This is a genomic window from Amycolatopsis sp. 2-15, from assembly GCF_030285625.1.
Taxonomy (GTDB): domain Bacteria; phylum Actinomycetota; class Actinomycetes; order Mycobacteriales; family Pseudonocardiaceae; genus Amycolatopsis; species Amycolatopsis carbonis.
Genome location: NZ_CP127294.1, coordinates 8,789,274 through 8,812,913 on the forward strand (window position 1 = coordinate 8,789,274; position 23,640 = coordinate 8,812,913).

General features: G+C 71.2%; 21 protein-coding genes and 1 pseudogene. 6 read left to right on the top strand and 16 right to left on the bottom strand.

The annotated features are described in order from the left end of the window. Positions 1-28: 28 nt before the first annotated feature. Positions 29-293 (top strand): annotated as a pseudogene (locus QRX50_RS43365) (NUDIX hydrolase); the annotation flags it as partial. A gap of 225 nt (positions 294-518) precedes the next feature. Here QRX50_RS43365 and QRX50_RS43370 read toward each other — a convergent pair. The 11 genes from QRX50_RS43370 to QRX50_RS43420 form a co-directional block, all read right to left on the bottom strand. Continuing rightward, positions 519-1,460, bottom strand: coding sequence for a D-2-hydroxyacid dehydrogenase family protein (locus QRX50_RS43370; RefSeq protein ID WP_285968879.1), 942 nt, complete (start codon positions 1,458-1,460; stop codon positions 519-521). 19 nt (positions 1,461-1,479) lie between these two features. After that, entirely contained in the window at positions 1,480-2,118 is a 639-nt protein-coding gene (locus QRX50_RS43375; protein WP_285968880.1) for an HAD-IA family hydrolase, read from the bottom strand. Then, positions 2,115-3,392, bottom strand: coding sequence for a GrpB family protein (locus QRX50_RS43380; RefSeq protein ID WP_285968881.1), 1,278 nt, complete (start codon positions 3,390-3,392; stop codon positions 2,115-2,117). The genes QRX50_RS43375 and QRX50_RS43380 overlap by 4 nt, the downstream gene beginning before the upstream one ends. A 63-nt stretch (positions 3,393-3,455) precedes the next feature. Further along, the gene (locus tag QRX50_RS43385) at positions 3,456-4,286 is read right to left on the bottom strand and encodes a shikimate dehydrogenase (RefSeq protein ID WP_285974712.1); all 831 of its coding nucleotides are present in this window, start codon (positions 4,284-4,286) and stop codon (positions 3,456-3,458) included. Positions 4,287-4,305: 19 nt separating this feature from the next. Beyond that, entirely contained in the window at positions 4,306-5,874 is a 1,569-nt protein-coding gene (mltG, locus tag QRX50_RS43390; protein ID WP_285968882.1) for an endolytic transglycosylase MltG, read from the bottom strand. A gap of 1,055 nt (positions 5,875-6,929) precedes the next feature. Next, positions 6,930-7,430: a Holliday junction resolvase RuvX gene (ruvX, locus tag QRX50_RS43395; protein ID WP_285968883.1), complete on the bottom strand. Its 501-nt coding sequence runs from the start codon at positions 7,428-7,430 to the stop codon at positions 6,930-6,932. Then, entirely contained in the window at positions 7,420-10,083 is a 2,664-nt protein-coding gene (gene alaS / locus QRX50_RS43400; protein WP_285968884.1) for an alanine--tRNA ligase, read from the bottom strand. The genes ruvX and alaS overlap by 11 nt, the downstream gene beginning before the upstream one ends. Before the next feature lie 108 nt (positions 10,084-10,191). Further along, positions 10,192-10,494, bottom strand: coding sequence for a hypothetical protein (locus QRX50_RS43405; protein WP_285968885.1), 303 nt, complete (start codon positions 10,492-10,494; stop codon positions 10,192-10,194). Continuing rightward, positions 10,491-10,886, bottom strand: coding sequence for a DUF948 domain-containing protein (locus QRX50_RS43410; protein ID WP_220238436.1), 396 nt, complete (start codon positions 10,884-10,886; stop codon positions 10,491-10,493). The genes QRX50_RS43405 and QRX50_RS43410 overlap by 4 nt, the downstream gene beginning before the upstream one ends. A gap of 180 nt (positions 10,887-11,066) precedes the next feature. Then, positions 11,067-11,924, bottom strand: a complete 858-nt coding sequence (locus tag QRX50_RS43415; protein ID WP_285968886.1) for an NAD(P)-dependent oxidoreductase — start codon at positions 11,922-11,924, stop codon at positions 11,067-11,069. A 50-nt stretch (positions 11,925-11,974) separates the two neighbouring features. Next, on the bottom strand, positions 11,975-12,526 hold the full coding sequence (locus QRX50_RS43420; RefSeq protein ID WP_285968887.1) for a cupin domain-containing protein: 552 nt from the start codon (positions 12,524-12,526) through the stop codon (positions 11,975-11,977). Positions 12,527-12,748: 222 nt separating this feature from the next. Here QRX50_RS43420 and QRX50_RS43425 point away from each other — a divergent pair, with 222 nt between their 5' ends. Next, positions 12,749-13,312 (top strand): PadR family transcriptional regulator, encoded by a 564-nt coding sequence (locus QRX50_RS43425; protein WP_285968888.1) that lies wholly within the window; start codon positions 12,749-12,751, stop codon positions 13,310-13,312. Next, complete coding sequence (locus QRX50_RS43430) at positions 13,309-14,184, top strand: ABC transporter permease (RefSeq protein WP_285968889.1); 876 nt, start codon at positions 13,309-13,311, stop codon at positions 14,182-14,184. Before QRX50_RS43425 ends, QRX50_RS43430 begins: the two co-directional genes overlap by 4 nt. A gap of 3 nt (positions 14,185-14,187) precedes the next feature. Here the strand turns inward: QRX50_RS43430 and QRX50_RS43435 are convergent, their stop codons facing one another. Then, positions 14,188-15,579, bottom strand: coding sequence for a replication-associated recombination protein A (locus tag QRX50_RS43435; protein WP_285968890.1), 1,392 nt, complete (start codon positions 15,577-15,579; stop codon positions 14,188-14,190). Positions 15,580-15,703: 124 nt separating this feature from the next. Here QRX50_RS43435 and QRX50_RS43440 point away from each other — a divergent pair, with 124 nt between their 5' ends. From QRX50_RS43440 to QRX50_RS43450, 3 genes are all read left to right on the top strand, one after another. After that, positions 15,704-16,408, top strand: coding sequence for a TetR/AcrR family transcriptional regulator (locus QRX50_RS43440; RefSeq protein WP_285968891.1), 705 nt, complete (start codon positions 15,704-15,706; stop codon positions 16,406-16,408). A 36-nt stretch (positions 16,409-16,444) separates the two neighbouring features. Beyond that, positions 16,445-17,653, top strand: a complete 1,209-nt coding sequence (locus QRX50_RS43445; RefSeq protein WP_285968892.1) for a cytochrome P450 — start codon at positions 16,445-16,447, stop codon at positions 17,651-17,653. Between the two features lie 76 nt (positions 17,654-17,729). After that, positions 17,730-18,482 carry a metallophosphoesterase family protein gene (locus QRX50_RS43450; RefSeq protein ID WP_285968893.1) on the top strand — a complete coding sequence of 251 codons (753 nt, stop codon included), beginning with the start codon at positions 17,730-17,732 and terminating at the stop codon, positions 18,480-18,482. Here the strand turns inward: QRX50_RS43450 and QRX50_RS43455 are convergent. From QRX50_RS43455 to aspS, 4 genes are all read right to left on the bottom strand, one after another. Then, the gene (locus tag QRX50_RS43455; protein WP_285974713.1) at positions 18,448-19,323 is read right to left on the bottom strand and encodes an SGNH/GDSL hydrolase family protein; all 876 of its coding nucleotides are present in this window, start codon (positions 19,321-19,323) and stop codon (positions 18,448-18,450) included. The two genes, QRX50_RS43450 and QRX50_RS43455, sit on opposite strands and share 35 nt — an antisense overlap. Before the next feature lie 150 nt (positions 19,324-19,473). Next, entirely contained in the window at positions 19,474-20,661 is a 1,188-nt protein-coding gene (locus QRX50_RS43460; RefSeq protein WP_285968894.1) for a phosphotransferase, read from the bottom strand. A gap of 69 nt (positions 20,662-20,730) precedes the next feature. Continuing rightward, entirely contained in the window at positions 20,731-21,672 is a 942-nt protein-coding gene (locus tag QRX50_RS43465) for a DUF389 domain-containing protein (protein WP_285968895.1), read from the bottom strand. Beyond that, positions 21,672-23,459, bottom strand: coding sequence for an aspartate--tRNA ligase (gene aspS / locus QRX50_RS43470; protein ID WP_285968896.1), 1,788 nt, complete (start codon positions 23,457-23,459; stop codon positions 21,672-21,674). The genes QRX50_RS43465 and aspS overlap by 1 nt, the downstream gene beginning before the upstream one ends. Positions 23,460-23,640: the final 181 nt, after the last annotated feature.

Below are 23,640 nucleotides of genomic sequence, written 5' to 3' on the forward strand. Positions count from 1 at the left end.
GAGATCCTCCGCTCCGTAGGCTGCGAGCGTGGCTGACGAGCATGGGTCGTGGAAGACGTTCGGTGAGCGGCTGATCTACGACAACCGGCGGGTCATGGTCGGGTTGACGGACGTCGAGGCGCCGAACGGCGAGCGCTGGGAGTACCACGTGGTGCACCTGGCCGGATAGCTAATTGCGCTGATCGTGAACGACCGGGAGGACACGCTGATGCTCTGGCCGCTACCGGCTCGCCACGGAGCAGTGGGGATATGAGCTGCTTGGCGGCATGGTCGACGACGGCGACCACTCGGCGGCTTGTTGCAGAATTACACTGCGCGTCGCTCCGCGGTGTCCTTGTACACCGTGTTCTTGCGGCTCGCCGACAGTTTGACGCCACAGCCGGGCGCACGCTTTCCCGCCATGACACACGGTCACCGGCCGTAAAGCGGCTTCGGGGTGCTTACCCCACGCAACACGCTCCCGCGAGAACCGCAAGAACCGGGCAGCACCGCGAGAACCGCCCCAAAGCCGAAAACTCTTACTCCATCACCCGAATCGGCTCCCCAGCCCGAAAAGCCGCAATATCCTCCACCGCATCCCGATAAAAGATCTCGTACGTCTCCCGGCTCACGTATCCGACATGCGGCGTCAGAATCACATTGTCGAGGCCACGAACCGGATGATCAGTCGGCAACGGCTCCACGTCATACACATCCAACGCCGCCGCCGCAATCCGCCGCGAACGCAACGCATCCAGCAACGCGGCCTCATCCACAATCGGCCCCCGAGACGTGTTCACCAGCAACGCCGTCGGCTTCATGCGACCGAGCTCCCCCACCCCGACCAAACCACGGCTACGCTCCGACAACACCACGTGCACGGACAAAACATCACTACGCTCGAACAGCTCGTCCTTCGAAACCGCAGCAACCCCGTGCTCCGCAGCCTTCTCAGGCGTCAGATTCGGGCTCCACGCGATCGTCTCCATCCCGAACGCCTGCCCGATCCGCGCCGACGCACTCCCCAGCCGCCCCAAACCGAGCAGGCCCAGCGTCTTCCCGCTCAACACGGTCCCGACCCCGACCTGCCACCCACCCTCCTGCATGGACCGCACATCCGCCGGCAGGTTCCGCGCCGCGGCCAGGATCAACGCCCACGTGTGCTCCAACGTCGGCGGCCCGAGGTACCCCGTGGCCGACACCACAACGCCATTGCGCTTAGCCGCCGCGACATCGATCGCCGCGTTACGCCGCCCAGTACTCACCAACAGGCGCAAATCCGGCAACCGGTCCAAAACCTCCGCCGGAAACCGCGTGCGCTCACGCATCGCCACGGCGACGTCGAAGCCGGCCAGCTTCCGCACCACGTCGTCGGCGTCGGTGAAGGCCTCGGTGAAGACCTCGATTTCGGCACCGAGGGAGTCCCAGTCGGCATAGGTGAGCGCGACGTTCTGGTAGTCGTCGAGAATCGCGATCTTCATGCGCCCCACCGTAGTCCGCTCACGCGCGCAGAACAGCGTCCACCCGCAACCCGGCGGCGGTCCAGTGGATCCCGGTCAGGTCCCGGACCACGGGCGCGGCGGGCGAGTCCAGCGCGCCGCGGCCCACGCCCACCACGGCGGCGGGACCGGCGGCGACCGCCGCGGCCAGGCCGTTGCCGCTGTCCTCGAAGATCGCGCACTCGCCGATCGGCACGCCGACCCGCCGCGCCCCGAGCAGGTAGCCCTCGGGGTCCGGTTTGCCCCGCGACACGTCGGCCGCCGTCACAACCACGGGCGCGAGCGGCAGCCCCGCGGCGGCGAGGCGGGCTTCGAGCAACGACCGCGACGCCGACGTGACCACGGCCCAGTCACCCGCCAAGCTCGCGAGCAGCTCGGCCGCGCCGGGGATCGCGACGGTGGTGCCGGCGTCGCCGATCTCCAGCTCGTCGATCCGGCGCAGGCCTTTCTCGGCCTGGTCTTCGGGCAGGTGCAGCCGCACCGTCTCCGTGGACCGGCGGCCGTGCACGCCGTCGAGCACGACGGCCGGGTCCAGCGCGTACTCATGTGCCCACCGCGTCCACGACCGCTCGCCCGACGCCGCGGAATCCACCAGCACCCCGTCGACGTCGAACAGCACCGCACGGCATTCCACGATCATGCTTTTCCTGCCACACAACGGAAGTACAAGAACCGCGGCTTCGTCCGCAGCCCCTTCACGACCCGCGGGTCGGCCTCGTCGGCCTCGGCCACGGCCATCGGTTCCACCAGCCGGTCGACGGTGAACCCGGCGTCGCGCACCGCGTCGAACGTCCGGCTGAGCGGCCGACGGTAGTACTGCACCGCCTGACGGTAGGAACCGAGCAGGAACTCGTCGTCGAGCAGCTCGGTCTCGAAGTAGTTCTCGCGTTCGAACCAGTGCCAGTCCTCACCGGGATGGTGCACGGAGAACACGAGCTGGCCGCCTGGGCGCAACACGCGGTGGAATTCGGACAACGTCGGTCCGAAATCCTCCAGATAGTGGAGGACAAAGGACGCGGTGACGACGTCGATCGAACCATCCTCAAGGGACAGTGGCTTCGCGATGTCGGCGACCTCGAACTTCGCCAGGTCGCCGAACTCCTTGCGAGCCAGGGAGATCAGGCCTTCGCTCACATCGACACCCAGCACGTCGGCACCGCGGCCGGCGAGCAACGCGCTCAGGTGACCCGCCGCGCATCCGGCGTCGAGCACACGCTTGCCCACCACGTCACCGGCCAGCTCCACGATCGCCGGCCGGTCGTACAACGCGTTCGTGACGCTCTTCGCCGCGTGCTCGGCATACGCCTGGCTGAACTCGTCGTACTGCGCGGCTTCGAGCCGCGCGGCGCGAGCGCGGCCGACGATCTCGTCGATGACCGCACTCTTGGCGTCCGCGTAGTGCTGGATGTACGTCCAGGTTTTCGCAGCCAGTGTGCGTTTCTTCGCAAGGTATGTGGCCAGTTCCTCAGGATGTGTGCGCATCCGGTCACGGAAGAGCAGGTAACGCTCGGTCTGGCCGTTGCCCGGCGAGTGGACGTGGAGGTTGACCTTCGGATCGGTCCCGGTGAAACACCGGTGCTTCTCCCAGTCCGGCTCACGGATCACGAGCCGGTAGCCCGCGGCTTCGAGGGCCGGCACGTAGGCGTCCTCGTCGTCGGAATCCGGGACTTCCAGCAGGATGTCGATGATCGGCTTGGCGGCGAGACCGGGGACCGAAGTGGACCCGACGTGTTCGAGTAGCACCACTCTCTCGCCCAGCGCTGTGCGAATCCGCTCAGCCTCGTGTTCGAACAACACCGGCCACCGTGAGTCGTACTCGGCGAGCGTCACCGTGGTGTCGAGGCGCGGCGGCTCGTCGACCCACGCGTCCCGGATCTCCTCGTCGCTGTGCGGCTGCTGGCTGGTTTCCGACATGCGTCCCCCTGGACTCGGCAAACGGGCAGTCGGCCAGAATAACAGCGTCGCGCGAGGCCTACCTCAGGAAATCGGCAGCGGCAGAATGTCCCCGGTCGCCGCTCGCAGCGCAGCGCGCATCTCCGCACGCGGCGCGGGCCGGCCCGTGAAGTGCTCCGCCTGGCCGAACGCCTGGTGCAGCAACATGTCCAGCCCCGTCGCGAGCCGGCCGCCCCGAGCGGCAACAGCTTCGGCCAGCGGTGTCGGCCACGGGTGGTAGATCACGTCCAGCACGCTGGGCACGCCCGCGAGCGCGGCGATGTGAGCCAGCACCGCCTCCGGCGGCACGGTGTTCACCAGCACGGCCGTGCGCGCCGCCAGCGCCGGGAAGTCCACTTCGGACCACCGGAGCACCTCGACGTCGAGGCCCGCGGCCTGGGCCGCGTCGAGCGTCTCCCCCGCCCGCGCCGGCTCGCGCACCACGAGACTCGCGGCCGCCACACCCAGCGCGGCGAGCCCGACGACGGCGGCCGCCGCCGTCCCGCCGGCACCGAGCACCACGGCCCGGTCACCCGGCGAAGGTGTGTACCCACCCGCCGTCCGCAACGCGCCCGTGACGCCGTCGACGTCGGTGCAGTCCGCGAGCCAGCCGCCCTCGACGCGCACCAGCGTGTTCGCCGCACCGACGGCCGCCGCGCGCGGCGTGACCTCGACCGCGTGGTCGAGCGCCCGGCGCTTGCCCGGCATCGTCACCGACAGGCCGACCCACTCGGGGCCCAGCCCGTCGACGAACCCGGGCAGCTCCTCGGCGCCGGTCTCCACGCGCTCGTAGGTCCAGTCGGTGAGCCCGAGCGCGTCGAACGCCGCCCGGTGCAGCACCGGCGAGAGTGAGTGCTCGATCGGCTTGCCGAGCACCGCGGCCTTGCGCGGCCCGTCAGAAGACGCCACGGGACTGCGCCAGATCACGGTTCTTGTTGTGTTCGGCGTTGGTCGAGGCGAAGCAGGAGTGCCCGTCCTTCTCGCACTTCACGAAGTACAGCTCGTCGCCGTCCGGCGGGTTGAGCGCCGCCTTGATGGCGTCGGTGCTGGGCACCCCGATCGGGGTCGGCGGGAGGCCATAGTTCAGATACGTGTTGTACGGCCCCGGGGCTTCTCGATCCGCCTTGCTCGTGAGCAGGGTCGGTTTGTCGACCACGTAGTTCACGGTCGAGTCGAAGCCGAGTTTGATCTGCTGGTCGAGCCGGTTGTAGATGACCCGCGCGATCTTGGGGAAGTCGGGGGTGATCGCCTCGCGCTCGATGAGCGACGCGACGACCAGCGTCTCGTACGGCGTCTGCTTGGGCCCGGTGCTCTCCGAAGTGAGGCCGGCGGCCTGGATCGCCGCGGCCGACTGCTTCACGAGGTTCGTGATCAGCTCCGACGCGGTCCAGCCCGGTTTCACGTCGTAGAGCCCCGGCGCGATCAGGCCTTCGATGCGCTTGTCCTTGCTCAAGGCCTTCTGCGCGGGGTCCACCGCCCAGTCGGGCACGCCGAGCGTCTTGAGGTCGGCGTCCGCGACGGTCTTGCGCAACGCGTCGGTGGAGACACAGGTGCTCTTGCCGTCGAGTTCGGCGCACGAGGCTTTGGAGATCAGCGAGTAGACACCCGGCGAAACCGTGTTGTTGGGCTGTTTCACGTCGTCGAGCTGCATGTACGGGCGGATCTCCAACCGGCCGACGTGTGCGGCCGGCGAGGTGATCATCGAAACCGCGCTCTCGCCGGACATGTGCTGCTTGAGCAGGTAGTAGCCCTGCTGGATCCGGCTCAGCGCGGTGTTCTGCGCGCCGGCCTTCACGAACGCCGTGGTACTCGCGACGACACCCGCGTCCACCAGCTTGCCGCCGATCGCCGACGTGGTGTCGCCGTCCTCGACCTGGATGAGCGCGCTGCCTTCGCCGGTGCCGTCGAAGTCGTTGTAGCCGAAGAGCTTGTGGTAGCCGTAGTACGCGCCACCGGCGAAGACCACGAGGACCAGCAGCGCCGCGACCCAGCCCAGCGCGCGCTTGCTGCGCTTGCGCTTCTTCTTTTTCTTGGCGGGCGCGGGTTCTTCGGCGTATTCCTCGTCTTCGTAGTCGGCGTCCTCGTAGTCGCCGTACTCCTCGTCGTCGTACGCCTCGTCGTAGTCGCCGTCTTCGCGGTACTCGTCGTCGTAGTCGTCGTCGCCGAACAGCTCGTCGAGCTGCTCACGCTCCGGCGGCGCCGAGTCCGGCACCGTCGGGATCACGTCGGTCGGGTGCTCGACCGGCTGCGTCCGGCGCCTCGGCGACGGGCCCGGCCGGCCGAGCCGCGGGTCCGGGGAGCCGTCGGCGGGACCGGTGAAGCGCGGGTCGGGCGGCATGGAGCGATCTGCCGGGGCGTTGAACCGCGGGTCGGGCGGCATCGAGCCGTCAACGGGACCGGCGAAACGGGGGTCCCGAGGCAGGGAGCCGTCGGGCGGGCCGGCGAAACGGGGGTCGGGCGGCATGGAGCCATCTGCCGGGCCGTTGAACCGCGGGTCCGGCGGCATCGAACCATCGACAGGGCCAGCGAAGCGCGGGTCGCGAGGCATGGAGCCGTCAGGCGGACCAGCGAAGCGCGGGTCGGGCGGCATCGAACCGTCAACGGGACCAGCGAACCGCGGATCCGGCGGCATAGAACCGTCCACCGGACCGGCGAAACGCGGGTCGGGCGGCATGGAGCCGTCCGGGGGGCCGGTAGGGCGGCGGACCGCGCGTGAGGGCCCGGGGTCGCCGGGCAGCGGCAGGTCGCCGGTGTCCGAGCGCGGACGGCGGCGCGGGGGTGCCGGAGGCGCCTCGCCCGGCTCCGCCCGGCGACGGCGGCGCGGCGCGGCGGGCGGCGGGCCCGGCGGAGGAGGCGGCACGTCGCCGGCACCCCGCGGGTCACCGGAAGGCTGCGGGAGATCGGCGCCACGCGGGCCCGAAGACGGCGGCAGATCGCCACGGCGAGGGTCGGCCGAAGGCTGCGGCAAATCAGCACCGCGCGGGCCCGAAGACGGCGGCAGATCGCCACGGCGAGGGTCGGCCGAAGGCTGCGGCAAATCAGCACCGCGCGGGCCCGAAGACGGCGGCAGATCGCCACGGCGAGGGTCGGCCGAAGGCTGCGGCAAATCAGCACCGCGCGGGCCCGAAGACGGCGGCAGATCGCCACGGCGAGGGTCGGCGGAAGGCTGAGGGAGGTCGGGCGGAGGCACGTCGGCGGGCTCGCGGCGACGGCGACGGCCGGTGGCGGGCGGAGCGCCCGGCGGAGGCGCAGGAGGTCCAGGAGGTCCAGAAGCGCCCGGCGGAGGAGGCGGGACCTCGTCCGCGGCCTCGCGCCGACGGCGGCGGCCGCCGCCGCTCGGTGGGGGTGGCGGGGCCTCGTCGTATGGCTCGGCGGCGTGGTGGGAATTCGGCGGCGCTTCGTGGGCGCCGCCGGACGGCGGTGGCGTGCGGCGGGCGCGGCGGGGACCGTCCGGGGGTGGGGTGCCGGGGTCGCGCAACCGTCGGCGGCCGCCCGGGTTCTCGGGGCCGCGGGGCTCGGTCATGACTCGCCTTTCCGGGCGCGCTGCGCGGCGGCGGCGTCGAGCCAGGCCTGCAGGATCTCGACGGCGGCGGCCTGGTCGACCACCGCCCGCTGCTTGCGTCCCTTGACCCCCCGCTGGGACAGCATTCGGGAGGCCGTGACCGTCGTCAACCGTTCGTCGGCGAGGCGCACCGGCACGTCGCCGACCCGCGTGGCCAGCTTGTCGGCGTATTCCACCGCGATCTGCGCGGCGGGTCCGGCTCGGTTCGCCAGTGTCTTCGGCAAGCCCACGATCACCTCGACCACCTCGTGTTCGGTGACGAGTTCGGCAAGCTTGTCCAGATCGCTGTCGTCCTTCGCATCACGGGAGAGGGTAACGAGCGGGCTCGCGAGGATGGGGGCGGGATCGCTCAGCGCCACCCCCACCCGGACAGACCCGACATCGACTCCGAGCCGCCTGCCGCGGCCCGGATCGGACTCACCGGGCCGATCCGGGTCCCGCCGGGAGCTAGCGCCCAATGCCCGCGACCGCTGCGCGCAGCGCCTCGACGGCCTGCTGCGCGCCGGCCGGGTTGCTGCCGCCGCCCTGCGCCATGTCGGGCTTGCCGCCGCCGCGGCCGCCGATGGCCTCGGCGAACGACGGCACGAGCTTGCCCGCCGCGATGCCCTGGTCGCGCGCCGCCGAAGTGGTCGCCACGACGAACGCCACCTTGTCGCCCGACGGCGAGAACAGCGCCACCACGCCGGGCCGGTCGCCCAGGCGGCCGCGGACGTCGGACGCGAGCGCCCGCAGCCCGTTGCCGTCGACGTCCGGCACGACCTCCGCGACCACCGAAACGCCGCCGGTGTCCTGCGCCTTGTCGGCGAGCGCGCCCGCCGAGCCGAGCACCTGCTGCGTGCGCAGCTGCTCGATCTCCTTCTCCGCGTTCTTCAGCCGCGACAGCACGTCCTCGATGCGGCCCGGCAGCTCGTCGGTCGGCACCTTGAACGTGTTCGCCAGCTGCGACACGAGCAGCTGCTCCTTGCGCACGTGCTTGAGCGCGTCCGGGCCCACCAGCGCCTCGACGCGGTGCACACCCGACCCGATCGACGAGTCGCCCACGAGCTTCACCAGGCCCAGCTGGCCGATGCGGTCCACGTGCGTGCCACCGCACAGCTCGCGCGAGTAGTCGCCCATGTCGACCACGCGCACGTCGTTGCCGTACTTCTCGCCGAACAGCGCGACCGCGCCCAGCTCGAGCGCCTTGTCCTTGGTGGTGATGTAGCTCTGCACCTCGACGTCGGTCTGCAGGTAGTCGTTCACCTCTTCCTCGACCTCGGTGAGGAGGTCGGTCGACACCGAGGCGGGCGTGGTGAAGTCGAACCGCATCCGGCCCGGCGAGTTGAGCGAACCGGCCTGCGCCGCGCGCTTGCCGTATGCCCCGCGCACGGCCGCGTGCACCAGGTGCGTCGCCGAGTGCGACCGCTCGATCGACAGGCGCCGCGCCGCGTCGACCGAGCCGGTGAGCTCGGTGCCGATCCCGACCTCGCCGTCGGTGACCTCCACGCGGTGCACGAACAGGCCCGGCACGATCTTCTGCACGTCGAGCACGTTCAGCTTCACGCCGTCGCCGAGCAGCACGCCGATGTCGGCGACCTGGCCACCGCTTTCGGCGTAGAACGGGGTCCGGTCGAGCACCAGCTCCGCCTTGTGCCCCGCGGCGACGCTGCGCACCGGCCGCCCGTCCTCGATCAGGCCGACGACCTTCGCCGACGCCTGCAGCTCGGTGTAGCCGAGGAACTCCGTCTCGCCGTTCTGCTCCAGCAGCTTGCGGTACTCCGACAGGTCGCCGTGGCCGTGCTTGCGCTGCGCCGCGTCGGCCTTCGCCCGGGTGCGCTGCTCCTCCATGAGCGTGCGGAAGCCGTCCTCGTCGACGGTCAGGCCCTGCTCGGCCGCCATCTCCAGCGTGAGGTCGATCGGGAAGCCGTAGGTGTCGTGCAGCTGGAACGCCTTGTCGCCCGCGAGCACGTCGCCACCGGAGTTCTTCGTCTCCGCCGCCGCCAGGTCGAAGATGCGCGAACCACTGGTGAGGGTGGCGAGGAACGCCTCCTCCTCCACGCGCACGACCTCGGAGATGCGGTCGAAGTCGGTGACCAGGTTCGCGTACGTCGGGCCCATGGTGTCGCGCACGACCTCCGCGAACGCCTGCAGCACCGGCTCCTGCACGCCCAGCAGGCGCGTGGAGCGGACGATGCGGCGCAGCAGCCGGCGCAGCACGTAGCCGCGGCCGTCGTTGCCCGGCGTGACACCGTCGCCGATCAGCAGCACGCCGGTGCGCGCATGGTCGGCGATCACGCGGAAGCGGACGTCGTCGATGTGGTTGGCACCGTAGCGGCGGCCCGAGAACTCCTCGGCGCGGCCGATCACCGGGCGGACGAGGTCGGTCTCGTAGACGTTCTCGACGCCCTGCAGGATCGTCGCGACGCGCTCGACACCCATGCCGGTGTCGATGTTCTTGGCCGGCAGGTCACCGAGGATCGGGAAGTTCTTCTTGCCCGCGCCCTCGCCCCGGATGTTCTGCATGAACACCAGGTTCCAGATCTCGATGTAGCGGTCCTCGTCCGCGACGGGCCCGCCCTCGCGGCCGTAGTCGGGGCCGCGGTCGTAGTAGATCTCGGAGCTCGGTCCGCACGGGCCGGGGATGCCCATGGACCAGAAGTTGTCCTCCATGCCGCGCTGCTGGATGCGCTCGGACGGGAGGCCGGTGAGCTTGCGCCACAGCCCCGCCGCCTCGGCGTCGTCCTCGAACACGGTCGCCCAGATCCGGTCGGGGTCGAGCCCGTAGCCGCCCTCGGACTGCGGCCCGGTGATCAGCTCCCAGGCCGACTCGATCGCGCCTTCCTTGAAGTAGTCGCCGAACGAGAAGTTGCCGGCCATCTGGAAGAACGTGTTGTGCCGCGTGGTCTTGCCGACCTCGTCGATGTCGGGCGTGCGCACGCACTTCTGCACGGAGGTCGCGCGCGAGTACGGCGGCGGCACCTCACCGAGGAAGTAGGGCTTGAACTGCACCATGCCGGCGTTGACGAACAGCAGGTTCGGGTCGTCGAGGATCAGCGAGGCGCTGGGCACGCGAGTGTGCCCCTTCGCCTCGTAGTGGCGCAGGAATCGTTCGGTGATCTCGTGTGTGTCCACGGGTGTGTCCTCGGGCTGGGGTCCGCGCACCGCTCGGCGCGAAGATCGGACCGGGAAAAAGGGGGAGGCGGCGACGGCGGAAGGGCGCTGCTCGCGGGCGCGAGAAGCTCAGCCTTCCGCCCGGCGAGCTCGCCGGACGGGGCGCGCGGCGGCGTGCCGGCCCGCGCCACCCTGCGGCGCGGGGTACGCGGTCCGTTCCTCGACCATGTCGTGCAGCTCCTGTTCCCGTTCGCTCATCCCGGCGCGCACCTCGGCGCCGAACGAACCGACGGCGCCGGCCAGCTCGCGCACGGCCTCGCCCAGGTTCGATGCTAACCCCGAGGGAGTGGCCTGACGAACCGTTTCCCCGGCCTTGCGGGTGAGCGCGACGCCGGCGAGCACGCCGACGCCGAGCCAGAACAGACGCTTCACTTCTTCCTCCGGCGAGCGGGCCGCTGGGCCTTCGCTTCCTGCTTCTTGCGGCGCGCGCGGATCGCCTTGCTGATCCCGTAGGACAGCGCGGCGGTCTTCACGAGCGGGCCGCCGAGGGTCGCGGTGAACACCGAGGACAGGGCGGAGACGTTGCCCGTGACCGCCTGCGCGTTGGCGGTGATCCCGTCGACGCGCTCGAGCTGCGTGTTCACGTGCGTGATCGTCTCGTTGGCGCCCAGCAGGATCGGGTCGGTGTTCTCGTGGGCCTTGCGGATCGCGATCGTCGCCTCGTCGAGCGTGCGGCCGAGCTTGAGCAGCGGGATCGCCAGCAGCAAGACCAGCACCACGAATGCTCCTGCGGCGATCAGCGCGGCGATCTGCCCTGCCGACACGGGCCCTCCTCGGGGTTGCACGGGTCTTCGGTGCCAGTGAGGTTACCGCCTGGCCAGCCGTTCGGCGGTGTCGCCCCGCCGGTCGGTCACTCAGCGCAGCCGAACCGGTTCCGACCTGCGGTTGTGCCCCGACCCGAACCCTTCGCCGGGCGAGCCGGCGAAGGGTCCGGGTGGTGGCGGTCAGTCGTCCTGTTTGGCCACGGCCCGGTACAGCACCGCCATGTCCTCCTCGCCGTGGCCGGCGTCGACAGCGGCCTGCAGGTGGGCCAGCGTCGCCGCGGCACCGCCCACGTCTACGGCGTCGCCCGCGGCCTCCACCACGAGCCGCGCGTCCTTGGCGGCCAGCGCGGCGGGGAAGCTCGTCGGATAGTCGCCGGAGAGCATGAGCGGGCCCTTCATGCGCGCGTAGCCGACATCGAAGCCGGTCCCCTCCATCACGTCGAAGAACAGCTGCGGGTCGATGCCGAGGGCGCGGGCGAGCGCGAGGCTCTCGGCCGTGCCGTTGGTCAGCGCCAGCACCCAGGCGTTCATCACGAGCTTGAGCCGCGTGGCGGTGCCGGGCTCCGTACCGAGCCAGCGCGTGCGCGAGCCGACGGCGTCGAAGACCGGCGCGGCGAGCTCGTGCACGTCGTCCGGGCCGGCGGCCAGGACCTGCAGCTGAGCCTGCTCGGCGGGGACCTTCGTGCCCATCACCGGGCAGTCGACGAACACGACACCCGCCTTCTCCGCGGCCTCGCCGAGCGTGGCGATCCACTCCGTGCCGACCGTGCTCATCTGCAGCCAGACCGTGCCGGCCTTGACTTCCGCGGCGGCGAAGACCGCCGCGACCGTGGGCCCATCGGACAGCATCGTGACGAGCACGTCGGCGCCCGCCGCGGCTTCGGCCGGTGTGTCCGCGACCTTGGCGCCGTCGGCGGACAGCGGCTCGGCCTTGCTGCGGGTGCGGTTCCACACGCGCAGCGAGACTCCGGCGCGGGCGAGGTTGGCGGCCATCGGGTGGCCCATGATTCCGGTGCCCAGGAAAGCGACAGTGGTCATGGTCCCATCGTGCCCGTCGGCACCCCGGCCCGCAGGCGGGGCCGGTGACGTCAGTGACTCAGCGCGGGCCAGGTCGACGCCCGCCCGGCCACCAGCTCGTCGAACCCGGGGAAGTCGCCGGTCCGCAACGGCTCGGCCCAGGGTGTCGCCGAGCCTGAGGCCGGGTGGCGCACGCGGATCGTCACGTGGCCGGGGTTCGAGCCGCCGTCGTGCCAGTGGCGGGTGTGCGCGGGGATGCCGAGCAGGTCGCCGGGCTCGCACAGCACGGCGTGGACCTGGCGGCCCGCGTGCAGGTACCAGACGGCCGAGCCGGTGACGAAGAACCGGTCCTCGTCGCGCGGCAGGCTGCGTTCGGCCGCGCCGAAGTCGCCCGTCAGCACGTCGACGGCGTGGTAGCCCACGGCCGTGGTGCGCGAGTCGATGCGGTCCTGGAACCGGGCGAGCACCTCGGACTCACTCGCGCCGGGCAGCGGCCCGTCCACCGGCCAGCGGCCGAACTCGACCACGATGCGGGCCAGCTCGGCCGTGATCGTCCCCGGGTCCTCGGTGCGCAGCAGCACGTGCCCGGGCTGGTCGTCGGGCCACACCGTCAGCAGCGTCATCGCCACCCCCTCCGTCGCCGGGAATCAACCGGTCCGACGGCCGGACATTCCCGCTCCCGCCGTTATACGGAAGAAAGTGGCGACGTTCACGGGAGTTTCACCGAGCGGGCTCCAAGGGGGAACGAACACTGCCCTGGCAGGGCAGATGATCACCCCACGCGCGATGAAGTGCGCAAACTCGGCTATGCACTGCGAGTATACTTGCCATGTGTAGTCGCCGGCATGTCGATCAGTCACGCTCTGCTCGGGCTGCTGGAGGCCGGCCCGCGGCACGGCTACGACCTCAAGCGGACCTACGACGAACAGTTCGGCCAGGACCGGCCGCTGCGCTACGGGCAGGTCTACTCGACGTTGTCGCGGCTGTTGAAAAACGGGCTCGTCGAAGCCGCGGGTGTCGAGGCCGGCGGCGGGCCGGACCGCAAGCGCTACACGATCACCGACGCGGGGATCACTGACGTCGAGACGTGGCTGCGCACGCCGGAAGAGCCGGTCGCGCACCTGCAGAACATCCTCTACACGAAGGTCGTGCTCGCGCTGCTGTCCGGCCGTGACGCCGCCGACGTGCTCGACGTCCAGCGCGCCGAGCACCTGCGTGTGATGCGCGAGCTGACCCGGCGCAAGCGCGCGGGCGACCTCGTCGACGCGCTGATCGGCGACTACGCCCTGTTCCACCTCGAAGCCGACCTGCGCTGGCTGGAGCTGGCCGCGGCCCGACTCGACCGGCTCGCCGGGAAGCTCGCCGCCGCGCACACTTCGCACGGATCACCCGAGGGAGGACAAGCATGAACGCGACCGCAGACCCTCAGGTGCTGCTGCGCGGCACGGGCCTGACCAAGTCGTTCGGCGCGACGCACGATCACGGTCGCGTCGTGCGCGACGACCAGCGGGTCCTCGAAGTGCCCCGGTGTACTGATGGCGACGGCTTCCTGCCGGGTCAGGTCCGGCCTGGCTGTGTGCTGACGTTGGTCGGCGCCTACGACACCGGCGCGCACCCGCTCTCGCAGGGCACCTACCCCGTGCCGGGCGGTCTTTTGCCTGCGACATCACGGGTTTCGCGCGGCCCGTACCCCGGCGACGTCGTGCTCACCCCGGCCGCGGCGGTGGACCTGAGGGTGCCCGCGGACGTTGGGGCCGAAGCCTGGGTGCGCATCGCCCCCGGCCATCCCGACGCGACCGAGCGGATCGCCAACGCCGTCGGAAACCTGACCTGGCAGGCCTTCGTGTCCGACAGCACCGGCGACCTGCTCACCGCCGACCGGAAGTCGTTCGCGACCGTGCGCAGTGGACTCGACGCCGCTTCGCTGTTCACGTTGCTGCTGGCCGGGGTCAGCATGCTGGTGCTCGCGCTGGAACAGGTCCGCGAGCGCCGCCGTCCGCTGGCCCTGCTCGCCGCGGCGGGCGTGCCGAGGTCGATGCTGGCCAAGTCGTTGCTGTGGCAGACGGCGGTCCCGCTCGTGCCGGCCGTGCTCGCCGCGACCGGCACGGGCATCGGCCTCGCCGCGCTGGTGACGCGGCTGCTGGGCGCGCCGGTGACCGTCGACTGGGCCACCACCGGCGCGCTCGCCGGCACCGGCGTCGCCCTGGTCTTCCTCGTGACCGCCCTCGCACTGCCCGCCCTGCGCACCGCGATGCGGCCCGACTCCATCCGGACGGAGTGAGCGCTACTGTCGCTCGTCGCGGATCGTGCGGCGGAGACGGGGCACGCGCTCGGCGAGGGGGCGTTCGCCGCCGCGCTGGGTGGGTTCGTAGTAGTCGCGGCCGACGAGCTCGTCCGGCGGGTATTGCTGGGCCAGCACGCCTTCCGGAACGTTGTGGGGGTAGCGGTAGCCCTGCGCGTTGCCGAGCTTCTTGGCGCCCGCGTAGTGACCGTCGCGCAGGTGCGGAGGCACGGTGCCGGCCAGGCCGGCGCGCACGTCGGCCAGGGCGGCGTCGATGGCGGTGACCACGGCGTTGGACTTCGGCGCCGTGGCGAGGTGGATGGTCGCCTGGGCGAGGGCGAGGCGGCCTTCGGGCATGCCGATGAACTGCACGGCGTGGGCGGCCGCCACCGCCGCCTGCAGCGCGGTCGGGTCGGCCAGGCCGACGTCCTCGCTCGCGTGGACCACGAGCCGGCGCGCGAGGAAGCGCGGGTCCTCCCCCGCTTCGATCATGCGGGCCAGGTAGTGCAGCGCGGCGTCGACGTCGGAGCCGCGGATCGACTTGATGAACGCGCTGATCACGTCGTAGTGCTGGTCGCCGTCGCGGTCGTAGCGCACGGCCGCCTTGTCCACAGTGGACTCGACGGTGGCGAGGTCGATCGTCTTGGCCTCGGTGGCCGACGCGGCGTCGGCGGCGGCCTCCAGTGCCGTGAGCGCCCGGCGCGCGTCGCCGCCCGCCAGGCGCACGAGGTGGTCGCGCGCCTCGTCGGTCAACGTCAGCTCGCCGCCCAGGCCGCGCTCGTCGGTAAGTGCGCGGTCGAGCAGCTTCACGATGTCCTCGTCGGTCAGCGGCCGCAGCTGCAGCACCAGCGACCGCGACAGCAGCGGTGACACCACGGAGAACGACGGGTTCTCGGTCGTCGCCGCCACGAGCAGCACCGTGCGGTCCTCGACCGCGCCCAGCAGCGCGTCCTGCTGCGTCTTGGAGAAGCGGTGCACCTCGTCGATGAACAGCACGGTGTTCTCGGCGTTGTACTGGCGCCGCCGTCGCGCCTCCTCGATGACGCCGCGCACCTCCTTGACGCCCGCCGACAGCGCGGACATCGCGACGAACCGGCGGCCGGTCGCGATCGAGACGAGGTTCGCCAGCGTGGTCTTGCCCGTACCCGGCGGGCCGTAGAGCAGCACGGACGCCGGCGCGGCCCCCTCCACGAGGCGCCGCAGCGGCGCGCCCTCGCGCAGCAGGTGCTGCTGCCCGACCACCTCGTCGAGCGTGCGCGGCCGCATCCGCACGGCCAGCGGCGAGCTCGCCGGGTCGGCCTGCGGTTCCGCGCGCGATTCACCGCCGCTCGCGCGGGTCGGTTCCGGCGGCGGCCCCAGGTCGGGGTTCACCGTGAAGAGTTCGTCCTGTGCCACACCGTTGACGTTAACCGACTACCCCGACAACTCCGCTTGCCCGGCCCGCGTACCCGCGCTACCGTTGACCCTGTGACCGGATGAGCAAATCCGGTCACAGGGTCAAGGACCAAGGGAGACGAACGTGCCGGACGAGCCGAACCGCGAACGCGCGGACCGGATCCTCGACGCAGCCACCGAGCTGCTGGTGCGCTGGGGCTCGCGCAAGGTCACGATCGAGGACATCGCGCGCCGCGCCGGCATCGGCAAGGGCACCGTCTACCTGCACTGGCGCACCAAGGACGCACTGTTCGAGGCCCTGCTGATGCGAGCGTCGATCACGCTGCTCGAAAACTCCGCGGCACAGCTGCGCGCCGACCCGCGCACGGTCGTTCCGCACCGCTACTTCCGCTCCACGTTCCTGCTGACCGTCCGCGACCCGCTGCTGTCGGCCATGCTCACGAACGACACCGAGCTGCTGGGTCACTACGCGCTCACCGCGACGGAGACCCGGGCGGCCGCCGCGGACACGACCGAACGCACCTGGGGCCTCTGGACGGACAACGGTTTCCTGCGCGAAGACGTCGAGAACCTGCGGTTCTCCCTCGCCGCCGCGGCCAGCGGCTTCTACCTCTACAGCAACGTCAACCCGGAATACGCGGACGTGGCGCTCGAGGCCAAGGCCGATTCGCTCGCCCACGTGATCCGCGCCGGTTTCGAACCACCGCACGGACCCGACCCGGCCGTGGTCGAGCGGACGGCCACCGAACTCCGGGTGGTGCTCGAGACCTACGTCTCGGCGTGCCACGCGGCGATCTACCCAGGGAAATCCACCGTCGAGGCCGGCTGATCCCGGCCCCGTCCGACAGATTGGGGCTGTCGCACCATGAGCACCGCACTTCCCGAAGCCTGGACCATCCACGAAGGACAGTTCTGGCTGCGGGGCGAACGACCCGCGAACGCCGTGGAGTTCAAGCCCGAGCTGGGCACGTGGAACGTCTACGGCCACCCGGAGGCCCACGAAATCCTGTCCGACCCGGCCACGTTCTCCTCCGACACCGCGCGGCTGCTGCCCGAGAAGACCCTCGGCGACACCAAGGAGCTCTCGGCCGGCAACTTGCTGCAGCTGGATCCCCCGCTGCACAACAAGATGCGCAAGCTCGTGAGCCGCGCCTTCACGCCGAAGGTGGTCGCCGACCTCGAGCCGCGCATCGCCGAGCTGACCCACGAGCTGCTCGACGAGGCCGCCGGGCGCGATCACCTCGAGCTGGTCGCCGACCTCGCCTACCCGCTGCCGGTGATCGTGATCGCCGAGCTGCTCGGTGTGCCGGCCAGCGACCGCCATCTGTTCCGCGAGTGGGTGGACCGGCTGTTCGAGAGCCCGGAACAGTTCTCGCTCACCGACGATTCCGAGGAACAGCAGAAGCGGCTGCAGGACCAGCTGGCCGTGAGCCGCAAGTTCACCGACTACCTCGGTGAGCACGCGGACGAGCGCCGCCGCAACCCGCGCGAAGACCTGCTCACCAAGCTCGTCGAGGCGGAGGTCGACGGGGAACGGCTCACGCGCTCGGAGATCGTGAACTTCGCGCAGGTGCTGCTGCTGGCCGGGCACATCACCACTACGATGCTGCTGGGCAACACGGTGCTGTGCCTCGACGCGTTCCCCGAGTGGGACGCGCGCGTGCGGGCCGACCGTGCGCTGCTGGCGCCGGTGATCGAGGAGTCGCTGCGCTACCTGTCGCCGTTCGGGGCCGTGGCGCGCGTGACCAACCGCGAGGTGACGGTCGGCGTGACCACGATCCCGGCCGACCAGATGCTGATGGTCTGGGTGGCCGCGGCCAACCGCGACCCGCGGGTGTTCGCCGAGCCGGACTCGTTCGACCCGACGCGCGAGGACATCACCCACGCGCACCTGGCATTCGGGCGCGGCATCCACTTCTGCATCGGCGCGCCGCTCGCGCGGCTCGAAGGCCGCACGGCGCTGAACATCCTGCTCGACCGCTACCCCTCGCTGCGCACGATTCCCGGTGAGCCGCCGGCGTTCCAGCCCAACCCGGCGATGACGGGCGTGACGAAGCTGCCGCTGAGCGTGTGACGATCGGCGCGGCTGAACCGTTGCGCCGCCGGCGAACACCCGTCGCCGGCGGCGTCGCGGCGGGCAGACTGGGGAGATGGTCTCCTCGGTAGCCGTGCTTTCGGACATCCACGGGGTGCTGCCCGCGCTCGACGCCGTGCTCGCGGAGCCGGACGTCGCGGCGGCCGACGTGGTGGTGCTGTGCGGCGACCACGCCGCCGGTCCCCTGCCGCGGCAGACGCTCGACCGGCTCGGGGCCCTCGGCGAACGCGCGGTGTGGGTGCGCGGCAACGCCGACCGCGAACTCGTGACACTCGCCGGCGGCGGCACCACGCGGATCCCGGACCCGATCGCGCCGTGGGCCGCGGCTCAGCTGCGCCCGGACCAGGTCGAGCTGCTCGCCGGGCTGCCGCTGACCGTCACGCTCGACGTCGACGGCCTCGGCGAAGTGCTGTTCTGCCACGCGACCCCGCGTGACGACGAGGAAGTCGCCCTCGTCGACAGCCCGCTGTCCCGCTGGGCGGAGGTGCTCGGCGGCGTCACGGCGGAAACCGTGGTGTGCGGGCACACGCACATGCCGTTCGTGCGGCTGGCGGACCGCACGCGGATCGTCAACCCCGGCAGTGTCGGAATGCCCTACGGCACAACGGGTGCGCACTGGGCCCTGCTCGGCCCCGGCGTGCAGCTGCGCCGAACCCCTTACGACACCGGGAAAGCGTGCGAGGAGCTGGCTGCTTCGGGGTACGCCGACATCGAAGAATGGGCCGACTACTTCGTGCGCGATCCGGCGTCCGATGCGGAAGCGTTGCGCGTGTTCAGTCCACGCGCTCGCGGAACGAGCGCCACATGATCGCCACCGCGTAGGGCAGGAACTCGCGCCCGCGGCGCCACAGCCACGGCAGGCCCCGCGCGACGAGCCACCCGACGTGGCTCGCGGTGCTCGGCCGGACGCCGCCGGAGCAGGTCAGGCTCACCGGTTCCGGCACGGCGAACCCGGCTTCGGCCAGCAGTGCGGTGAAGCCGAGCGCCAGCATCCGGTGCCCCAGCTCCGACGGGTGCAGCCGGTCGACGCTCCACGACGGCAGGTCGTAGGCGCCGGGCATCGCGTCGAGGTCCAGGCACGGCACGCCTTCGGCGGCCACGACCGCGTCGATGACCTCGTTGAGCTCCGCGACGCGGGCGCTCAGCGCGCGCTTGATCGACGGCGGGAGGCGGAACACCTTGCCGTGGTCGTGGAAACGCACCGGCACCAGCAGCGTGCCGTGGGCGGCGAGCATGCGGATGAGCTCGGTGAGGTCGGCGGAGATCTGCTCGGCGTTGAAATCGGGCCGCAGCGTGTCGTTCATGCCGACCACGAGCAGTGCGATCTCGGGCTGGAACTCCAGCACCGCCGGCATCTGCCGGGTCAGCACGTCCTTCATCCGTGCGCCTTCGAACGACGGGTTGAGGTACCCATCCTCGTCCACTCCGAGCGCGGCGGCGGCGAGCGGCCCCACGCCGCGCCAGCCTCCTCGGTTCGGCAGCGGGTCGCCCAGACCCACGGCGGTGGAGTCCCCCAGCATGGCCAGCCGGCGCGCGCGGCGCGGCTCGTCGGCCGGCGCGGCGTCGGTGGTCTGCCGCTGCGGCGCGGGATCGGCGGGTTCGGGGAAGCGGGTGACTTCGACGCTGATCACGGTCACGCAGCAGACCATCCGGCACCGAAACTCACCTGCGGTGATGACCAGGTAAAGCGGCATGGACGGGGGCTGAAACTCTTGGCATGTCCTGTCCGCCCGGCGGGGTCGGGATTGCCGGTTTCCCGTGTTCACCCGCGCGGACCGGGATCTTCCGGACTAAACCGGCTAGCGGAAAGCGGGGTAGAACGCGAGATCCGCGTGCGGTCCCAGCCGCGCGCCGAGCGCCGCGGCCACGCGCTGTGCGTGCTCGGCGATGTCGGTGAGCCGCGCGTAACCGGCGTGCTTCGCCAGCTCACGCCACCACGTGACGAGCGCCGCCTCACGGCTCACTGGCGTGGCGTGGCGGCTGAGGTCGAGCTTGGGCAGCGTCTCGCGCGTGATGAGCCAGACCATGAGCAGCTCACTGATCGTGAGCTGCGCGGCGAGCTCCTCGTCGTCGGCGAACGAGGGCCACACGGACACGACTTCGGCGCGCCAGGCCGCGATCATCGCCTCGCTCATGCCCGCGGGCAGGGCCAGCGCGTCGTCACAGGAAGCGAAGGGCAGGCGCAAGTACGCGGCGTCGACCAGGGCCGTGCGCACCCGGCCGCGTTCGAAGTCGAGGAACCGCACGCCGGAACCGGTCACGAGGTTGTTGTCGGGGCTCAGGTCCACGGGGCTGAACGCGCGGAACGACGCCGAGCGCGCCTGCGCCACCGCCTGGGCGACGCGGTCGTGGACCGGCTCGGAGACCACCACGTCGAGCAGGTCCGCGAGCATCGGCGGCACCTCGGCGGTGAGGTCGGCCACGCCCGCGTCCTGGTTGCGCACCGGGCCGCCGAGGCGGCGCAGCAGCGCGTTGAAGTCGGCTTCGCGGCTGGCGGTGCTCGCGTGCAGGCGCCCGAGGGAGCGGGCCCACGACAGCAGCGCGCGCTCGGCCGCGCGGGAATCGCGCGAGACGAGCTTGTCCTGCAACGTCGGCGCGCGGCCGAGGTCCTCGATCACGAGCACGCGGTGGCGCCCGTCGTGGGCGAGCAGCTCGGGGCACATGCGCTCGTCGGGCGACAACGCCGTGAAGAGCTGGTAGCTCACGGCTTCCTGCGCGAACGGGTCGGCCTCACCGGGCTCTGGCGGATCGGGATAGTGCTTGATGACCAGCGTTCGTGGCAGCGCGAACGACGACGACACGACCCGGGCCCGCACGACCGTCGCCGGTCCGCTGCCCTCGAGTCCTTCCGGTGACACCAGGGTGATCGCGCTGCCGAAGCGGCGCGAGAGCACCGCCTCGCCCGCCGCGATCGCCGCGGCGACAGCGTGCTGCCCGGCTCCTGCCCCGACGCCCGCGTCGCCGGCGGAGGAGGTGTCGACTGTCATTGGCACCGACCCTACTCGTGACTGAGCAACCATGACCACAGTGATCCGGGCAAGAAGCAGCGAACCGCTTCACCCACGTGAAAGCGGACGTAACAGGTCCCCGGAACGTTGCTTGCGTCGGCGAAGTATCAGCACAATGGCCGCAGCGAGCACGATCCCGACCAGGTTCACGAACAGCTGCAGAATCGAGTAACCGGCACGGTCCCAGCTCCCGGCCACCGCCGCCACCATGGCGTACCCGGCGGCCGGCACGGTCGTGACCGAGATGAAGACGCCGACGAGCGCGGCGGACTTCGCCGACGTCATCGCGAGCATCCCGGCGGCGCCCGCGAGCAGCGCGACCACGAACGACGCCTCGCCGACCTGGTACACGAAATCGACCTCGTGGTTGCCCACGATGGCCGCCGTGTCGAAGACCCCGACCGCGTCTCCCAGCAGCACGATCGCGCCCGTGAACACCATCGCCACCGGGAACCCCACGGCCAGCGCCGCCGCGGCCTGGCGGAGCAGGTCCCAGCGCCGCAGGACCGCGCCGACGGCGAGCGCGGCGAGCGGGCCGAACTCCGGCCCCACCACCATCGCGCCGACCACGGTCACCGGAGAGTCGGTGATCACCCCGACCGCCGCGAGCAGGCACGCGATGACGAGGAAAGCCTGGAACGTGGCGTTCCAGCGCGACTCCTCGCCCGTCCGGCCCAGCAGCTCCTGCCAGACCACGGCGTCGGCGCCCTCTCCGGGAGCGGCCTCCTCCGCGGCATCGGCCGCGTCGGACAGCGCGGTGTCCAGCGCCTCGAGCGTGATCCCGCCGGTGCGGTCGAGACGCAGCGCGCACAGCGAGTCGACGACCTCGTCGGCGGCCTCGCGGGCCAGATCGACCTCGATGAGGTCACCTTCGGGAGCCACGGCGGCGCCCCGGTGCACGATGAGGTGCGCGGTCCCGGCGTGGGCCCGCAGGAGCTCGATCGCCTGGTCGGTCTGTTCCGGCGGGCACACGGCCCTCAGGTGCAGCATCAGCTCTGAGGCTGGGCCGGTTTCGCGCTCTGGGGCTTGGCGTCGATGCCGGCTTCCTTGCGCTGCTGCGCCGTGATGGGCGCGGGCGCGGCCGTGAGCGGGTCGTAGCCGCCGCCGGTCTTGGGGAAGGCGATGACATCGCGCAGCGAGTCGGCCTTCGCCAGCAGCATCACGATGCGGTCCCAGCCGAACGCGATGCCGCCGTGGGGCGGCGGGCCGAAGGCGAACGCGTCGAGCAGGAAGCCGAACTTCTCCTGCGCTTCCGCCTCGCCGAGGCCCATCAGCGCGAACACGCGCCTCTGCACGTCGCCGCGGTGGATACGGATGGAGCCGCCGCCGATCTCGTTGCCGTTGCAGACGATGTCGTAGGCGTAGGCCAGTGCGGCGCCCGGGTCCTGCTCGAACTTGTCGACCCATTCCGGCGTGGGCGAGGTGAAGGCGTGGTGCACGGCGGTCCACTTGCCCGAGCCGACGGCCACGTCGTCGCCGATGTCCTCGACCGGCGCGAACAGCGGTGCGTCGACGACCCACACGAACGACCAGGCGTCCTCGTCGATGAGGCCGAGGCGCTTGCCGATCTCGTCGCGCGCGGCGCCGAGCAGGCCCTGGGTCGTGGCGGTCTTGCCGGCGGCGAAGAAGATGCAGTCGCCGACCTTCGCGCCCGCGGCCGCGGCCACGTTTTCGCGCTCGGTCTCCGACAGGTTCTTGGCGACCGGGCCGCCGAGCGTGCCGTCCTCGTTGACGAGGATGTAGGCGAGGCCGCGGGCGCCGCGCTGCTTGGCCCACTCCTGCCACGCGTCGAGCTGGCGGCGCGGCTGGCCGGCGCCGCCGGCCATCACGACCGCGCCGACGTAGGGCGCCTGGAACACGCGGAACGGAGTGTCGGCGAAGAACTCCGTCATGTCGGTGATCTCGAGGTCGAAGCGCAGGTCCGGCTTGTCGGAGCCGTACTTGGCCATGGCCTCGTGGTAGGTGATGCGCGGGATCGGGCGCGGGATCTCGTGGCCGATCAGCTTCCACAGCGCGGACACGATGTCCTCGCCGAGCTTGATCACGTCGTCTTGGTCGACGAAGCTCATCTCGATGTCGAGCTGCGTGAACTCCGGCTGGCGGTCGGCGCGGAAGTCTTCGTCGCGGTAGCAGCGCGCGATCTGGTAGTAGCGCTCGAGGCCACCGACCATGAGCAGCTGCTTGAACAGCTGCGGCGACTGCGGCAGCGCGTACCAGGACCCGGGCTTGAGACGCGCCGGCACGAGGAAGTCGCGGGCGCCTTCGGGGGTGGAGCGGGTCATCGTCGGCGTCTCGACCTCGACGAAGTCCTGCTCGTCCAGCACGGCACGCGCGGCGCGGCTGACCTGGCTGCGCAGGCGCATCGCGGCCGCCGGGCCACTGCGGCGCAGGTCGAGGTAGCGGTACTTCAGGCGCACCTCTTCGCCGACGTCCACGCGGTCGTCGATCGGGAACGGCAGCGGCGCGGCCTCGGAGAGGACCTCGAGCTCGGTCACGAGGACCTCGATCTCGCCTGTGGGGATCTCGGCGTTCGCGTTGCCCTCGGGGCGCTTCGACACCTCGCCGACGATCTTCACGCAGAACTCCGACCGCAGCGCGTGCGCGCGCTCGGCCATCTCGCCCTCGCGGAAGACCACCTGGGCGACCCCGCTGGCGTCGCGGAGGTCGATGAAGATGACTCCGCCGTGATCGCGCCGCCGCGCCACCCAGCCGGTGAGGGTGACGGTCTGACCGGCCTGCCCGGCACGCAGGGTGCCGGCTTGATGAGTGCGGAGCACTGCGACTGCTCTCCTTAGCCCACGGGTTCGTCGACGGGTTTTCGCCGAACACAGAGGCTAACGAATGGCGGGGAGAGGGCGGCGACCAGGCTTGAGTCGGTCTGTGCGTGGGTGTGGCCGCGCAGTGGCGCTGCGGCCCGGAACGCTGCGGCGAGGGTTCACTGAGGGACGGTGACCCGGC

Coding starts and splice junctions, on each gene's coding strand:
- QRX50_RS43370 (WP_285968879.1), bottom strand. CDS start 1,460: ATGAAGATCGCGATTCTCGACGACTACCAGAACGTCGCGCTCACCTAT.
- QRX50_RS43375 (WP_285968880.1), bottom strand. CDS start 2,118: ATGATCGTGGAATGCCGTGCGGTGCTGTTCGACGTCGACGGGGTGCTG.
- QRX50_RS43380 (WP_285968881.1), bottom strand. CDS start 3,392: ATGTCGGAAACCAGCCAGCAGCCGCACAGCGACGAGGAGATCCGGGAC.
- mltG (WP_285968882.1), bottom strand. CDS start 5,874: ATGCCGCCCGACCCCCGTTTCGCCGGCCCGCCCGACGGCTCCCTGCCT.
- QRX50_RS43415 (WP_285968886.1), bottom strand. CDS start 11,924: ATGACCACTGTCGCTTTCCTGGGCACCGGAATCATGGGCCACCCGATG.
- QRX50_RS43420 (WP_285968887.1), bottom strand. CDS start 12,526: ATGACGCTGCTGACGGTGTGGCCCGACGACCAGCCCGGGCACGTGCTG.
- QRX50_RS43425 (WP_285968888.1), top strand. CDS start 12,749: ATGTCGATCAGTCACGCTCTGCTCGGGCTGCTGGAGGCCGGCCCGCGG.
- QRX50_RS43430 (WP_285968889.1), top strand. CDS start 13,309: ATGAACGCGACCGCAGACCCTCAGGTGCTGCTGCGCGGCACGGGCCTG.
- QRX50_RS43445 (WP_285968892.1), top strand. CDS start 16,445: ATGAGCACCGCACTTCCCGAAGCCTGGACCATCCACGAAGGACAGTTC.
- QRX50_RS43450 (WP_285968893.1), top strand. CDS start 17,730: ATGGTCTCCTCGGTAGCCGTGCTTTCGGACATCCACGGGGTGCTGCCC.
- QRX50_RS43455 (WP_285974713.1), bottom strand. CDS start 19,323: ATGGTCTGCTGCGTGACCGTGATCAGCGTCGAAGTCACCCGCTTCCCC.
- QRX50_RS43460 (WP_285968894.1), bottom strand. CDS start 20,661: ATGACAGTCGACACCTCCTCCGCCGGCGACGCGGGCGTCGGGGCAGGA.
- QRX50_RS43465 (WP_285968895.1), bottom strand. CDS start 21,672: ATGCTGCACCTGAGGGCCGTGTGCCCGCCGGAACAGACCGACCAGGCG.